The sequence below is a fragment of the Hymenobacter setariae genome, assembly GCF_007713685.1.
Taxonomy (GTDB): Bacteria; Bacteroidota; Bacteroidia; order Cytophagales; family Hymenobacteraceae; genus Hymenobacter; species Hymenobacter setariae.
The window spans coordinates 526,692-542,173 of record NZ_VMRJ01000002.1 but is presented as its reverse complement, the minus strand read 5'-3'; the positions used below and the strand labels follow the sequence as shown (position 1 = coordinate 542,173).

The following is a 15,482-nucleotide window of genomic DNA, read 5'->3' as shown; positions in this document are numbered from 1 at the left end:
AATTGCTTCTGCATTTTATTTTAATACCAAACTACTTTTCTTAGTTTGCTCGCCGTACCCATAGCCATAGCTATCATTATCGCCGGCTTTGGTGCCATTAACTACAATCATCATATTGTTGATTTTATTACTATTGTAAATCTTATCAACAATATTTACCATTCGCTTATAAGTATAGTTGCAACGCACCAAATAGATACCGGAGTCAACCAATGGTGCTAACCCAAACACATCGGACACCTTACCTACCGGTGCTGTATCCAATATAATATAGTCGTATGCCTCACGCAACTCTTCAATGAGATACGTAAGTTTAGCCGACATTAATAACTCCGCTGGATTTACAGGCCGCGGGCCCGAACTAATAACATGCAATCCTGGAATGGCATCTGATTGCTGAATGATATCATTAATGTTCACCTTGTCAGAAGACAAGTAATCTGTGACACCTAGGTTATCAGTTAATCCTAGTATATGCGACAAGTCTGAATTGCGCAAGTCAAGTTCCAGCAATACAACCTTTTTATCTATTAGCAATAGACTAGCCGCAAAATTTAAGCTGAAGAATGTTTTCCCTTCGCCACTCATACTGGATGTAACAAGAATAACTTTATTATCCTTTTTAAACATCAAGTAATTTAAGTTAGCCCGAATTAGGCGGAACATTTCAGCAATTGGAGTCCGATTGCTTTTGGTAACCACCAATGCTTCACGCTTATTATTTAGCAAGAGTTCACCCAGAATAGGCGTATTCGTTAACTCTTCTATATCCTGAACATTCTGAATCTTGTCATTCATTAACTCCTTCACATAGATGCCTAAGAAAGGAATGCTCAGACCCAGTAGCAGTGCTATCAGGTAAACCAGCTGCACCTTGGGCGCGATTGGATAGTCTCCGCTGAGTGCTGGGTCAATGATGCGAGAGTTAGATACTGTGGCGGCAAGTTCGAGCGCAGCTTCCTCGCGCTTCTGTAGCAAGAAGGAGTAGAGAGAGCGCTTCACATCTTGCTGGCGGTTGATTTCAAGCAGTTGCCGCTCAATCGAAGGCACCTTTTTAATTTGGCTCTGAAACTGCCCCGAACTAGCTTTTAAGTTGCGGCTAGTTATAACAAGGCCTCGCTTGATGTTTTGCAAGTTCTCCAGAATGTTGGTTCGCAGGTTAGCTAACTGCTCGTTGATATTCTGAATCAGCGGGTTGTCAACCTCCATCGTCCGAAGCATGCGTTCCCGCTCTAGCTGCAGCCCATTAAACTTTTCAATAAGCCCAACGAGCGTGGGGTCTTGGATACCTAAGCTGCTAGGCACCATGCTGTACTGACCGGTAGTCTTATTCAGATACCGCTCAATTGACTCGAGTACATCAATCTGAATTGCCCAATCCGACAATTGCTTATTATAAGTACTAGCCTGATTGATATAGTTGCTAGCTTGCGAGCTAACATCAGCAACTTCGTTCTGACGTTTAAAATTCTCAACTCCTCTTTCTACCCCTGACAATTCAGAAGTGATGCCCTTCAAACGGTCATCTAAGAAATTAATAGTATTAGTAGCATTACGGTTTTTATATTCTAGCGCCTCGTGGTTGTAGATTTCTATCAATTTATTGATAACATCCTTGCCACGCTCGGGCACCGCATCTACTAAACTAACCTGAAGAATCGTAGACTCTTTGCTGATAGGCATAATCTTTAACGCACCGTTTAAGCCAGCGGCTACGTTTTTGATATCATGGAATTGAACCAAGATATCTTTAGAGAATAATTTATCAGCCCCAGTATTATAAGGCGTGGCAACAATTGTAAAAGCTCCATAAGGCTTATTAATCAATTGTCCTAACTTATGATTAGTGCTAGTCTGCGAGCCTTCCTCAGTTAAGGAAAATTCGTTATTAGGTTTCAAGCGAATAACGATTACTTTGCCATATGCCGAAGGGGTAAGCTTGCTTATCACCATAGTAATAGGCGACGTTTTACCATATACTTCAACGTCTCTTATCTTACCCTTTATGTAATAGCTAGAAAAAAAAGCCAAGTCGGTGACTACACGCTCCATCAAGCTTTTCGACTTCAGAACCTGTATCTCATTATTCAGGTCACTCCCACCTTCACCTAGCTCACTTCCTGATATGCCGTTGAGACCCGACAACTCAGGCTTGCTACTTTCATTTTTAATGAGCAGTGTACTAGAAACCTCGTACTCCGCTACAGCATAGTACCGCAAGTAGGTATATGCAGCAGCAAGCGCAATGACAGCGCCTAGGACAAACAAGTACCAAAAACGCAGGTACCGCTGAAGTATAAACTTCAAGTCCTTACCTTTTGGCTGTTCAGATTTTAATGGAAACAGTTCTGCGGCCATGGTGATACTAATTAAATACTGTTACTACCTGGTTAATGCGAAAACAAGAACGCTTATTACAGATGCCGCAACTGATATGATAGGAAGGTAAAAGCTGCTTGAGCTTCCTTGCAACTCTTTTGATTTAACTGGCTCTACATATACAACATCGTTTTGCTGCAAGTAGAAATAGGGCGAGCTAAGCAAATCTTTATTTGTGAAATCTACCCGTATGGCACTACGGATTCCGTCCTTCTCACGAATTAATAATACATTTTCTCTCCTTCCATACGCAGTCATATCTCCTGCTAAGCCTAATGCCTCTAGTACTGTTATTTTTTCTGTCGGAACAGTAAATGTGGCGGGTCTATTTACTTCACCTATTACGGTAATTTTGAAATTTAAAAATCTCACATTAACCGTTGGGTTCTTAACAGTTTTTTTAACTTCGTCTGTTAATTTTTCAGCTGCTTGCTCTTTTGTCAAACCTGCTAATTTTATTTTTCCTAATACTGGCAGATTAACTTCACCGGATTTGTCAACCAGATATCCTTCTCCGCTTCTTGCTGCAGTTGGGCTACTAGCAATGCTAGTAGAAATGGTAGATGCTGGCGTTGCAACAGTACCACTATTATACAGCATATTTGATTCTGCACTCAGACTAGAAACTGTTATTCCAAGTAAATCATCTACTTGAATTTTGGGCTCTATCTCGTTTTTAATCTCTGTTTTATAATCTGACTTAGAATCCAGATTACTGAAGTAAGTAAGTTTTCTGCTTGAGGCACATGACGAAGCCAGCAGTACTATTACCACATATGTAAAAAACAATCTCATTCGTGTGTTCGTTTTTGATTTAAACTGACAATAGACTTGGCTTAGGCAATCAGCAAAACCAAGTTATTTTAAGGAAACAGATGACTAAGTAAAAGAAGATACTGAGTTTATTTAATTATACTCTATCTTTATTAAATACCGCAGGATATATTTGGAATTTATTAGCTACGTGATAAATTGAATTAAGGAATAGCAGTAGTGCTTAGGTTTTCAACGCAATATAGCTACTTATTTGCCATTATCGCTCCGGCAGTACTGTAGCAAAAGGTTCTAAAGCAGGCAATACCAGCGACTATACGCTTAAATTTTTACCAGAGCTAGTTAGCGAGTCTAACAGTAGAGGTTAATAGCGCCTACTCTACAATATGTAGCAGTCCCAAATAAATCTACTTTTGGGTCTTCTAATACTTAACCGCAATTGGTGCGAGTTGTAACCTAGCCATTACCGACCTGAATAATGGTTCAGTATCCGTGATACTGCCTAGCCCTAGGTGGGAAGTGAGCTAGGCAAAAAGCTTGCATCCTGCAACATATGCAAGCTATCGGCACCAAGCTACAATGGGGCGTATTAACGCCACTGCTTACTGCTATTGGCAAGCCAACCTAGTTGAAACGACCAGCGCTTATACGTTTTATTATTCTATCTGATGTACCAGTGCCTAGAATGCGTTCTCGCTGCCCTTTACTGCTTGGTATACTGTCAACCAAACTATTTTCATGTCTAGGGCAAACGACCAATTTTGCAGATAGTGGATATCTGCATTCACGCGCTTAATCATCGCGTCGGTTTCTTTGGTTTCGCCGCGGTGGCCTGTTATTTGGGCCAGCCCCGTGATGCCCGGAGCTACCGTATGGCGTACCATGAAGTTATTGATTGCGCTTGAGTAGACTTCGGTATGCTGCAACATATGCGGCCGTGGCCCAACTACTGACATCTCTCCTTTAAGCACGTTGATAAACTGCGGAAGCTCATCAATGCTCGTTTTGCGCATAAACGCTCCGATTTTCGTAATGCGGCTATCATTGCGGCTGGCCTGCTTATGGTCGGCATCCGCGTTGATGTACATGCTGCGAAACTTGAAGCAATAGAACGGAACGCCATCTTTGCCGGTACGAAGTTGCTTGAAGAAGACGGGTCCTTTACTATCGAGCTTGATAATGGCTGCGATAAGTGGAATCAACCAGCTTAGCAGCAGCAAAGTGACTAAAGAGGCAAATACGATATCGAACACGCGTTTAACCGTCGTGTTAGAAGTGACTTTGACCTGTTGATTAGCGAAAGCGGGTGACATAGCTTTATGAATTGTCCTAAACCAACAAAAAACATCATGTGTGGCCCTACATTCAATATTAAAGTTTAAGATGTTTATATCAAAACAAATATTGAAATATTTAACCTAAAATCATAAAAATGCAAAATATTTATAAGAATAGTTAAAATTACACTTAATTAAATGCAATAAAATTAGTAAATTTAGTTGTATTTAACCAACTATATGCTGTACATTACTAGCGAGTGAGTGTTCACTTTTATAAGTATAAATCAATTTTTTGAAAATTAGTGGTAATTAATGATCTACAGCAGCGACAGTAACTAACATTATATCATGTTGATACTTTTTCCACTTTGTTAAACTTTTTTCACCTCTTGTAGGCGTATCAATTTCAACCTTCTGCTTGACTTTAAATCCTTTTAGGAAACCTACAGATTATACCCATAATGAAGGTGTAATAGCAATGTGCTTCCATATGCAATGGCTTATCAGCTGAACCGCTTTTATTAATTACAAAAAAGCCCCACCAACAATAGCTGGTAGGGCTTTTTAACTAAATACTAGCCTCTAGTGAGAGCTTACTGCCTTGATTTGCTAGACGCACATAGAATCTATTATTCCTTGTAATTGTGGCTTTACGCTAGCTTACTACTGTTTTGCGGACTGCCGTGGCTATTTTGTTGCTTAGCTCGCGCACGGCGTTTGCAATGCCTGATGCATCGAAGCCACACTCTTTATAAAGCTGGTCTTGGGTACCATGCTCGACTACCCGGTCGGGAATACCTAGGCGGCGTACAGCAAGATGCTGGCCTTGGTCGGCTAAGAACTCCAGCACGGCCGAGCCGAAACCACCTTGTAGGCAGCCATCTTCGACTGTGACGATGGCGCGGTAGCTGCGGGCAATAGCTAAGAGCATTTCCTCATCTAGCGGTTTGCAGAAGCGCATATCGTAGTGCCCTACATCAAGGCCTTCGGCGGCTAGCGCAGCAGTGGCTTGCACAGCGTAGTTACCGATGTGGCCAATGCTAAGAATGGCTACCCCACCGGCTTCGCCTTCGCGCACCACACGGCCAGTGCCGATGGCAATGCGCTGCAGTGGGGTGCGCCACTCGGGCATCACTCCTTCGCCCCGAGGGTATCGGATACTGAACGGTCCAGCGTTTTCGGGTAGCTGTGCCGTGTACATGAGGTTGCGCAACTCCTGCTCGTTCATGGGAGCTGCCACCACTATATTCGGGATGCAGCGCATGTAGGCTAGGTCGTAGCAGCCGTGGTGGGTGGGTCCATCGGCACCAGCAAAGCCAGCTCGGTCGAGGCAGAACACGACGTGCAGGTTTTGCAGGGCTACGTCGTGCACGACTTGGTCGTAGCCGCGCTGCATAAACGAGGAGTAGATATTGCAGAACGGCACTAAGCCTTGGGTAGCCATACCGGCTGAGAACGTGACAGCATGCTGTTCGGCAATGCCCACGTCGAAGGCACGGTCGGGCATGGCCGCCATCATGATATTCAGCGACGAGCCGCTGGGCATGGCCGGCGTCACGCCCATGATTTTATCATTGGCCTGAGCTAGCTCCAGCAAGGTGTGGCCGAATACGTCTTGGTACTTGGGTGGCTGCGGCTTGTCGGGAATTTTGGTAAAAATCTCGCCCGTGATTTTATCAAACAAGCCTGGCGCGTGCCACAGGGTCTGGTCTTTTTCGGCCAGCGCATAGCCTTTACCCTTTACCGTGACGCAGTGGAGCAGCTTAGGTCCTGGAATTGCTTTTAAATCGTTGAACACCGCTACCAGATGCTGCACATCGTGGCCATCGACGGGGCCGAAGTACCGGAAGTTTAATGCCTCAAACAGGTTGCTCTGCTTGAGCAGCGTCGCCTTCATAGCGGCCTCTACCTTGCGAGCAATCTGCTGGGGGTTGGGCCCGAACTTGGAGAGCTTGCCGAGCACATTCCACAGCTCGTCGCGCACTTTATTGTAGGTACGGGAAGTGGTAATGTCGGTGAGGTATTCTTTGAGCGCACCCACATTGGGGTCGATGCTCATGCAATTGTCGTTGAGCACGACAATCATGTTATTGTTGAGAGCGCCGGCTTGGTTGAGCGCCTCGAAGCTCATGCCCGCCGTCATAGAGCCATCACCGATGACGGCAATGTGCTGGCGGTCGAACTCTTTTTTATAATCGGAGGCCACCGACATACCTAGGGCGGCGCCAATGCTGGTGCTGCTGTGGCCTACACCAAAGGCATCATACTCGCTCTCGCTGCGCTTGGGGAAGCCCGACATGCCACCGTAGCGACGGTTGGTAGGAAAGCGGTCGCGCCGGCCGGTCAATATCTTGTGGCCATAGGCCTGGTGGCCCACATCCCACACCAATTGGTCGTAGGGAGTATTGAAAACGTAGTGCAGCGCTACTGTTAGCTCGACTACGCCTAGAGAGGCGCCGAAGTGACCGCCGTAGATGCTTACTGTGTCGATGATAAACTCGCGCAACTCAGCGCTAACCTGCACTAATTGCTCAGGGGCTAGCTTTTTAAGGTCGTCGGGCGAAGCTATCGCCGCCAAGAGCGGACCGGGTTCAATCATCATCGGGCAAGCGTATACAGAGGGAGAGGCAATGGGTAACCGCTGAGCCAGCTAAAAGATTGGGCGGTTGAGACAAAGGTACGACAGCGCCGGCTGGGCGGTTCTGGTGGGGACTATGCCAAAGTAGCGCTTACAAAAAAAATGCCATCAACGCCCGCTTTTCGCCGGACCTTTGCCTGGCTTAGTGAATTGAGGCACTGATAATACCAACTGCTTCTTTGCTCGCCTTAGTCGATACAATCGCCGCTTTAAACGACGATTTTGACAATTCGGGGCCAACTAATGCAACTATTGCCAGCCGTTTACGCACTTTGGCCGTTATCGATTTTTATGAAGAAGACTACCCTACCCCCTGCCTTAGTTGCGGCGGCTTTACTTACGGCACCGCTTTTGGCTCATAGCCAAGGCACTAGGCCCGCGGGCGGTACCCGCCCAGCAACGGCGCCTACGGCAGCTACTCCAGCTGCCCGGCCTACTGCCAGCGGCCGCCTCACCGGCACCGTTACGGATGCGGCAACGGGCAAACCCATTTCGTATGCTACTGTGGCTGTGCTCGATGGCACCGGCAAAGTAATAAACGGCGGCGTGTGCGGCGACGACGGCAAGTTTGTGCTGCCCGGCATTCCGAGTGGAACCTATACGGTGCAGGTCTCCTTCTTGGGCTACAAGGGCGAAGAGCGCCCGGGCGTGGTGGTGCCCGCCGAAGGTGGAGCCGTGGCCCTAGGTACCATTCAGCTGGGTGCTTCGGCTCAAGCCCTGAAAGAAGTAGTGGTGACTGGCCGCAAGCAGCTGATAGAAGAGCGCGTGGACCGCACCGTGTATAATGCCGACGTGGACAAAACCACGGCCGGCGGCGACGCTACCGACGTGCTCAAGCGCGTGCCGCTGCTGAGCGTGGACCTGGACGGCAACGTAAGCCTGCGAGGCAGCTCCAATATTCGGGTGCTAATTAATAATAAGCCCTCAACTATCGCAGCCAGCAGCATTGCTGATGCGCTTAAGCAGATTCCGGCCGACCAGATTCAGACGGTGGAAGTCATTACCTCGCCGTCGGCCAAGTACGATGCGGAGGGCTCGGGTGGTATCATCAATATTGTAACTAAAACGAATAACCTGCGTGGCGGCTCGCTAAACGTGGACCTAGGGGCCGGCCTGCGAGCTAGTAACCTAGGCCTGAACGGCAGCTACCGCACCGGTAAGATGGGCTTCTCGCTGGGAGGCTTTGGGCGGGCTAGCTACAACCAGCCGGGCAGCTTCATCAACAACCAAACCACTCGCAGTACGAGCGGCGACTTCCTGTCAAACAATATACAGTCGGCCGATACGCGGCGCAACGACGCGTTTGGCCGCTATACGCTGGGCTGGGACTACGACATCGATAAGCACAACTCGCTGTCGGCCTCGGTAGCCTACGGAATACGAAATAGCAATAGCTACCAAGACCTGCTAAGAACGGTGTCGACGGGCCCCAGGGCGACACAGCTTCCTACGCGAAACGTGAAGACGACAGATGAGTCGGGTACCGTTGATGCCAGTCTCAACTACACACATACCTACGAAACGCCGCAGCGGGAATTCAGCATTCTGACGCTATTCAGCCGGAATAACCGCACTAATAACTTCCTGAATGACGTCTTAGGTAGTGATAACGCGATTAGTAACCGCCGGCGCAACGACAACGACAGCTATAACCAAGAAATGACGGCGCAGATTGACTATCAATCGCCGACCGCCAAAAACCAACTATTGGAAGTGGGTGTCAAGGATATCTACCGGAAGGTGAATAGTAAATACGCCTACTTCAATACCGAGGGCAGCATTGATAATTTCGTACCCGATACCACACAACGGCCTAACAATTTCAATTACAACCAAAACGTGGCGTCGGGCTATGCGACGTACACGATTGGCTTGCCCAAAGGCTTTACTTTAAAGCCCGGCGTGCGATACGAGTACACAACCATCAGCGCCGAATTTGCACAAGGCCTCGACAAGCGGCCCAACATTCCGAACTACGGGGTGCTGGTGCCCAGCGTAAACTTATCGCGCAAGCTTGACAATGGCAACGTGCTGAAACTGGCTTATAACCGCCGCATTCAGCGCCCTTCGCTACAGTTCCTAAACCCGAACCGCCAAGCACCTAACCCGTTGCAGGCCACGCAAGGCAATCCACAGTTGCGGCCCGAGTACACCAATAACTATGAGATTGGCTACAGCACAGTGGTGAAGCAGAAAGTGAACCTGAATATGTCGGCCTTCGTGCGCAATACCACTGGCTCCATTCAGGCTTTCCGCACGCCTAGCCTCAATGGCGACACTATCGTAACCAGCTTTGCCAACATAGGCAAGGAAGACGCTTACGGGGGCAGCGTTTTTGCGAGCGTCAATGCGGGCAAGCTAACCTTGAACGGCGGGGTAGACACCTACTACGCCGTGCTGAACAACAACTTGGAAGACCCAAATTATGCAGCCAGCAATAAAGGCTTCGTCATAAATGGCCGCGTGCAAGCTTCGTACGCATTCAATAAGCAGTGGGCCATCCAAGGGTTTAGCTTCTTCCGCGGGCAGCAGGTGCAGCTACAAGGCTACCAAAGCGGCTTTGGCATCTATAGCCTCAACATCCGGCGCAGCTTTGCCGATAACCGGGGTGGTATTGGTTTCGGAGCCGAGAACTTCTTTACCAGCACCCGTAACTTCCGCAATGAAATCAACTCGCCGTTGCTGAGCCAAAGCAGCACCAACGTCATCAGGATTCTAAATTTTAAGGTTAATATCAGCTACCGCATCGGCAAGCTGACGGTAGACCAGCGCCCCCGCAACCGCAAAGGCGTGAGCAACGATGACTTGAAAGAAGGCGGTGACAATGGCGGTGGCCTAGGTGGCGGGGGCGACACCGGTGGCGGGGGTGGCCAGCAGGGCGGCGGTGGCGGCCGTCCGGCAGGTGCTGGGCAGCGCCCAGCCGGTGCGGGCCAGCGCCCCGGCGGCTTGCCCGGTGCACCTGGCACCACTGCGCCTACCGACACGACCAAAGCGGCCCCAACTGTTGCACCAACCGATAGCACCTCGGGCCAGCAGCCGACGCGGGTGGTACCTGGTACCACGCCAGCCAGCCAACCGGGTACTACCCCGGCAGCTCAACCCACGGCTACACCCGCCAACAACTCGGCGGTGAAGCCCACTACGCCGGCTACCAATTCCAACAACACGACGCCGGTGAATGCGCCGTCGCCGGGTACTACCTCGCCGGGGGGCATCACGCCGGCCGGTAGCCCGGGCGGGCGCCCCTAGGTGAGGGCTAGCACCGTATAGCGGGGGCGGCCGGGCGTACTTTTGCCCGGCCGCCCCTTTCTTATGCCCCTAGCCAGCCCTCCCCCGCCGCCTCCCGCCGACGACCAGGATGCCAATCTGCTACGGCAGCTGCGCCCCTCTCGCCTGGTGTGGCCCGTGCTCATTGGGCTGGCGGTGGTGGGCTTTTTATTTTGGCGCAGCTACAAGCCCGGCGACCTTGCCCCCCTGGCCAATGCCAAGTGGGAGTGGCTGCTCGTGACGCTGCTCGTGCTCTGGGCCCGCGACCTAGGCTATATCTACCGCATTCGCTACATTTCGGAGCGCGAGCTAAGTTGGCGCCAGGCCTTTGAAGTTATCGTGATTTGGGAGCTTGCCTCTTGCGTGCTGCCCTCGGCGGCGGGCGGCACCGCGGCAGCACCGATTATTCTTACTAAGGAAGGTATCCCCCTAGGTAAGTCCTTGGCCTATACTATTGTCACGGCGTTTTTAGATAACCTCTACTACGTTCTGATGGTACCGCTGGTAGTGGGGCTAGCCGGGTCGGCACTCTACCCCCGCCACCTCGATTCTACTTTCACCGAAACCCTGCGGGTGCTGTTTGTGGTGAGCTATGTGGCCGTGTCGTCCTACGCGGGGCTGCTGCTATACGCGCTGTTTGTCAACCCCGTCTCGGTGCGGCGGCTGCTGGTGCGGCTGGCATCGGTGCGAGGGCTGCGGCGCTTTCGGCGCACGGCCTACCGCCACGGCCAGGAAATGGTGAATGCCTCGGCGCACCTGCGCGGGGCCGGCTGGCTCTATTGGTGGCGCGCCAGCCTCAGTACATTTTTTGTGTGGACGGCCCGCTACGCTGTTATCGGCTGCCTCATCGCGGCTTTTGTGCCCATGACTACGGGCGAGTTCTTGTTCATCTTCGCGCGCAACATCACTTACAAAGTAGTACTGCTGCTAGCCGTGACACCGGGCGGTGCTGGCATTGCCGAAGGTGCCTTTCCTACGTTCTTCGGCAGCTTCATTGGCACTGCTACCATGACGAGCTTCATGGTGCTGCTCTACCGCATTGTCACTTATTACTTCTACCTGGTTCTAGGTACCGTATTCTTGCCGCGCTGGGCAGCGCGGGTGTTTGGCCGACCCACTCCTACTTCGTAACGGCCGGAGCCAGCACCCCGCCCGGCCGCTCGTACTGCTCCCAAAATTCGGACCGGTAGGGTACTTCTACTACTGGTGGCTTGGTTCCTTTGGCGGGTGGCGTAGGCGCTGGACCAGCTTCGGGTAGAGGGCGGAAGAACATTTCGACCAAGCTCTGGTAGTAGAACGGCTGTTTAATGCGCAACACACGGCCCGTCGTTTGAGATACGCCCACACTGCGGCGAGCGTAGTAGCGGCCGTTTTCGCCCTTTGTGTAGTCCACTACGTGGGTGCTGCGGTCGGAGGTAAACACTTGGGCATATAGCTTTTCCACCAAGTTATTCTTCCCTATGCTTTTGCGGGCTACACCATTGTAGTTGGCGGTGTCGAGCTGCCACAGCGCTTCGTAGTGCATCACGGCATAGTTACGCTTTTGCACGAGTAGCCGCCCCTGGTACACGCCGGCTAGGTAGGTGCCCGTGCTGCGGTGGTTAGCGTTTTTGGCAGCAAAGCTTACTACGTAGAGCGTTTCGCCGTTCTGTTGGCGTACGCTGTCAAGCTTCACATTGAATTTGCGCAGATTGCGGGCCACAAATAGAGGAGAAGTCCGCACGGGGTCAGCCGCACTAAAAGCAAATGCTTGCATACCTCCTCCAATCTGCGCCCTGCGCGAACCATTCTTTTGCTCCGTCAGCACGTGCTTTTGCTGCATCTGAATATCCACACCGTCCTCATGCCCCAGAAAACCACGGGTAAAGTGTCGATAACCGGCCGGCACCCGTAGCCGGGTCAAGCTCTCGGCCTCATAACTAAGAGTATCGAAGTTGCTAACGCGCTCGTGCCGATACACCTCTGTGGCATAGTCCTGCTGCTCGTAGTTAGTAGGAATATTCTTGATGACATTTTTGAGAATCGCTACCGGGTCGGGCGGCGCGGTGGCCACTCGCACCTCGTCGAGAGCGTAGGCGGCGGGCGCTAGCAGTACGGTCAGCTCCTCATTGCCGACGGGTGACTGTACGCTGGCTATTTCGTACCCTAGGCTGCGCACTTGCAGCTTGGTAGGGCCGGGCAGCGGCAGCGCAAAGCGACCATTGGCATCAGCGGTCGTGCCTTTGCCCTGCCCCGGCAGCAGTACGGTGGCATAGGGCACCACGGCGCGGCTGCGCTGGTCGAGCACCACACCTCGCACCAGGCGTACTCCCGATACATCGGGCGCCGCTACCCCGCGCCGCAGCGTGGTACCAGTGCGATTAGGGGCAGGGTTTAGCGAGCCGGGCGGGGGCGGAGTAGTGGCCAGCACCACCGTGCTATCGGCGCGCTCGGCGGTGCTGTCGGCGGCTACCAAATGCGGCGGAGTCACATTGCGCAAAAACAAAAAGCCGTCTACCACCTCGCTCCACGGGCCGGCCAACGGCTGGTAGTCGAAGGCATAGGTTGTAAGCTGCCGGCCGGGCGCATCGTGCTTCAAGCTTACGAAGGCGTAAGGCGACCCTAGGGCCAACAGGCTGGCTTCTAGGGTACCCGGCGCGGGCGCGGGCACGGTCATACCCGCAGTGCCTGGCAGGCCGTGGGCGCCGCCGCCCGTCAGGGTGCCTAATATGTACACCTGGCTGGCACCTAGGGCTTCTTTCACGGCCCGGCCCATGGGGCGGTAGGCGCGTAGCTCCTCGCTGCCGAGCAGCTCGACGCGGTTGGCAAAGTGCGGCAATGCACCCCAACAAATCACTTTTTCGGCGGGATGCTGGCGCAGATACCACAGCAGGTTTTCGGCCATTTGGGCGTCGCGCGGGTTGCTGTCGGCGGCTACCCATTCGGCTTGGCTTTTGGCGCTAGGGTCGTGCTCGGCGTAGTCGCGGGCCAAGGCCCGCAAGCTACGCAGGCACTGCTGCCAGAATAGTGCCTCGTTGCGCCGCGCTGCCGTCGATGCCGTGGCCGCTTTGGCGAGCAGCTTATCGGTCTTGTTCAATTCGGCCTCTAGCTCGGCAGGCTGGTGGCTGGGCGGAAACGCAAAATGGTCGGCCTGATAGCTGATAATATCGTCGAGCAGGTCATAGTTGATGGCGTCACTACCTTTCTCATCGCTCAGAAAGTCGTCTAGGTCATCTACTAGGTCGGTGCTGTACTCGCCGCTCAGCTGCGGGTCGAAGCCCATCACGCGCAGCCCTTCCTGACCTACCAGCGGCACTACGGCTTGAAACTCCTGTGTGCGCATCCATATCGGAAAGATGCTGCTCTCCAAGTTTTTAACCACTGACTTCCCCAGCGCAATCTGGCGCTGCGCCTTGTGCAGGCTGTAGAAGCCACTTTCCATGGCTAACGTTGTAAAGCCTAGGCGCTGTTGTAAAAAGGCTGCTAGACGAGCCTTGGCTGCCAGCACGTTGCCCTCGCCGTGCGTGGGCTCGCCCAAGAATATTACCCGGGCCCCACCTATTTCGGTTCGCAAAAACTCTAGGTCGGCAAACGTGGTATCGGCCGGGCTCACGCTGCGCAGGGCCCGGGCCGGCACTGCTTGGCCGGGCGGCGCTACCTGCGCCTGTGCTTCTATGCCTAGCCCCACGCCCAGTGCCCACAGCACTACCCAACGAAACCAACTCATTTTTTATGTACTAAAATAACTACCCTAGGTGCCATACCGGCCAATCCGGATGCAAAGAAGCAACTCGGCGGGCGCAGGTCGCATCGGGCGCAAAAAAAGCCCCGTGCCAAACTAGACACGGGGCTTTTTTAGTATGTTGGGGTTGCTCTATTCGGCTTCCAGCGCCAGCTTAGCGCCGCTAGTGCCCACGAGTGTCAACTTCTTGTCGGTCAGCGTTTCCACGGTGAAGGTGTTAGACGTACCACCGGCATCGGGAGTCAGCGTCAACGTCTTAGCCGATTGGTCGAAGGCAAACTTACCCTGCACGGCACCGGCAGTGCCAGTCATGCTGTAGGTGTTGTTCGAGAACATGTGCAGTGTTTCCTGCTCCTGGGCATCAGTTTGCTTTACCTTGTCGCCAGCGGCGTCGGTTTCCTTAGCGGTTTTCCATACTTTGCCGCTGGTGCCGTAAAGCATATTTGCACCTTCCACTTTGCCTTTGTCATTGCCGCACGACGCAGCCGCAAACAGCAACACAAAGGCGCACAACAACGACGCTGCGTAGGACCGGAGGGAGAAAAAAGAAGTAACCATGGGGAAGAAAGTTTTTTGTGAGGAGTGAAGAGCGAATGAGGTACTGGTATTGCCAGTAACGGAGCTGCTTACGCGGTGCAATTTTTTTAGTTATTAATTATAACCTTTGGTTTGCTAACGCGTATTAGTCTCCGCAAACCCACCGGGTAGCGCTTGGCCACTGCTTGGCAGCTATCCCTAGGTTGTCTTTACTATTCCTTTCACAGCCAATCATTTGCAGCCATGGGCTTACTAGATTTTCTGACTAATGAGGGCGATAAAAAGCCCGTTGAGCCTGCTAAGCCGGCCGCTACTAGCGCCGACACCGATTTTTTCGGTAACAGCAAGCCCGCCAACGCTACGGCCGGTGATTCTTACACTGTAGTTAGCGGCGATTCGCTCTCCAAGATTGCTAAAAACCACTACGGCGACGCCGCCAAGTGGCACCAGATATACGAGGCCAACAAGGCCACCATCGGCAGTAACCCTGACAAGATTGAAATCGGTCAGGTGTTAACCCTACCTAGTCTCTAGGTACTTTTTGCAGAAAAAAGGTGAGAAAAGCCGCTCCAGATTTGGGGCGGCCTTTTTATTGCCCGCTAGGTTCAATTTTGCGCTTCAAAAGCGCGTTGTTGCGCAAGTGCACTTCGTGTATATCTTTGCCCGCACCAACCCTTGGTACTCCCCGCAGCCGGCGGGGCAGTTGTTTTCAGTTTTATACAGAAGCGGCGAGAGATTAGGCTCCGTGACCCGCTGGCAACCTTCACTTTCGGAAAGGTGCCAATTCCTACCCTGCCCGGCGTTGCTGCCTGGCACGGGAGCTATAAATCGAGTACCATGCAACATCCCCCTTTCGCCGTTTTCTTGCCCTCCCCTACTCCAACTG

The 15,482-nt window shown here is 52.1% G+C and carries 9 protein-coding genes and 1 riboswitch; of the genes, 3 read left to right on the top strand and 6 right to left on the bottom strand.

Translation table 11 applies throughout. From position 1 onward, the window contains the following. Nucleotides 1-15: 15 nt before the first annotated feature. The 4 genes from FNT36_RS08705 to dxs form a co-directional block, all read right to left on the bottom strand. Nucleotides 16-2,358: a GumC family protein gene (locus tag FNT36_RS08705; RefSeq protein ID WP_144846472.1), complete on the bottom strand. Its 2,343-nt coding sequence runs from the start codon at nt 2,356-2,358 to the stop codon at nt 16-18. 24 nt (nt 2,359-2,382) lie between these two features. After that, nucleotides 2,383-3,153 carry a polysaccharide biosynthesis/export family protein gene (locus FNT36_RS08700; RefSeq protein WP_233635791.1) on the bottom strand — a complete coding sequence of 257 codons (771 nt, stop codon included), beginning with the start codon at nt 3,151-3,153 and terminating at the stop codon, nt 2,383-2,385. A 680-nt stretch (nt 3,154-3,833) separates the two neighbouring features. After that, on the bottom strand, nt 3,834-4,466 hold the full coding sequence (locus tag FNT36_RS08695) for an exopolysaccharide biosynthesis polyprenyl glycosylphosphotransferase (RefSeq protein ID WP_144846468.1): 633 nt from the start codon (nt 4,464-4,466) through the stop codon (nt 3,834-3,836). A 622-nt stretch (nt 4,467-5,088) separates the two neighbouring features. Further along, nucleotides 5,089-7,035: a 1-deoxy-D-xylulose-5-phosphate synthase gene (gene dxs / locus FNT36_RS08690; RefSeq protein WP_144846465.1), complete on the bottom strand. Its 1,947-nt coding sequence runs from the start codon at nt 7,033-7,035 to the stop codon at nt 5,089-5,091. 327 nt (nt 7,036-7,362) lie between these two features. On the opposite strand from dxs, the gene FNT36_RS08685 reads away from it, so the two are divergent. Next, nucleotides 7,363-10,320: a TonB-dependent receptor domain-containing protein gene (locus tag FNT36_RS08685; RefSeq protein WP_144846463.1), complete on the top strand. Its 2,958-nt coding sequence runs from the start codon at nt 7,363-7,365 to the stop codon at nt 10,318-10,320. A 63-nt stretch (nt 10,321-10,383) separates the two neighbouring features. Then, nucleotides 10,384-11,469 carry a lysylphosphatidylglycerol synthase transmembrane domain-containing protein gene (locus FNT36_RS08680; protein ID WP_144846461.1) on the top strand — a complete coding sequence of 362 codons (1,086 nt, stop codon included), beginning with the start codon at nt 10,384-10,386 and terminating at the stop codon, nt 11,467-11,469. On the opposite strand, the gene FNT36_RS08675 is transcribed toward FNT36_RS08680, so the two are convergent. Beyond that, on the bottom strand, nt 11,459-14,044 hold the full coding sequence (locus FNT36_RS08675) for an erythromycin esterase family protein (protein WP_144846459.1): 2,586 nt from the start codon (nt 14,042-14,044) through the stop codon (nt 11,459-11,461). The genes FNT36_RS08680 and FNT36_RS08675 overlap by 11 nt on opposite strands. 147 nt (nt 14,045-14,191) lie before the next feature. Continuing rightward, nucleotides 14,192-14,617 carry a hypothetical protein gene (locus FNT36_RS08670; RefSeq protein WP_144846457.1) on the bottom strand — a complete coding sequence of 142 codons (426 nt, stop codon included), beginning with the start codon at nt 14,615-14,617 and terminating at the stop codon, nt 14,192-14,194. 222 nt (nt 14,618-14,839) lie between these two features. On the opposite strand from FNT36_RS08670, the gene FNT36_RS08665 reads away from it, so the two are divergent. Next, on the top strand, nt 14,840-15,130 hold the full coding sequence (locus FNT36_RS08665; RefSeq protein ID WP_144846455.1) for a LysM peptidoglycan-binding domain-containing protein: 291 nt from the start codon (nt 14,840-14,842) through the stop codon (nt 15,128-15,130). 178 nt (nt 15,131-15,308) lie between these two features. After that, nucleotides 15,309-15,426: riboswitch (SAM riboswitch) on the top strand. The last annotated feature ends 56 nt before the right edge of the window (nt 15,427-15,482 follow it).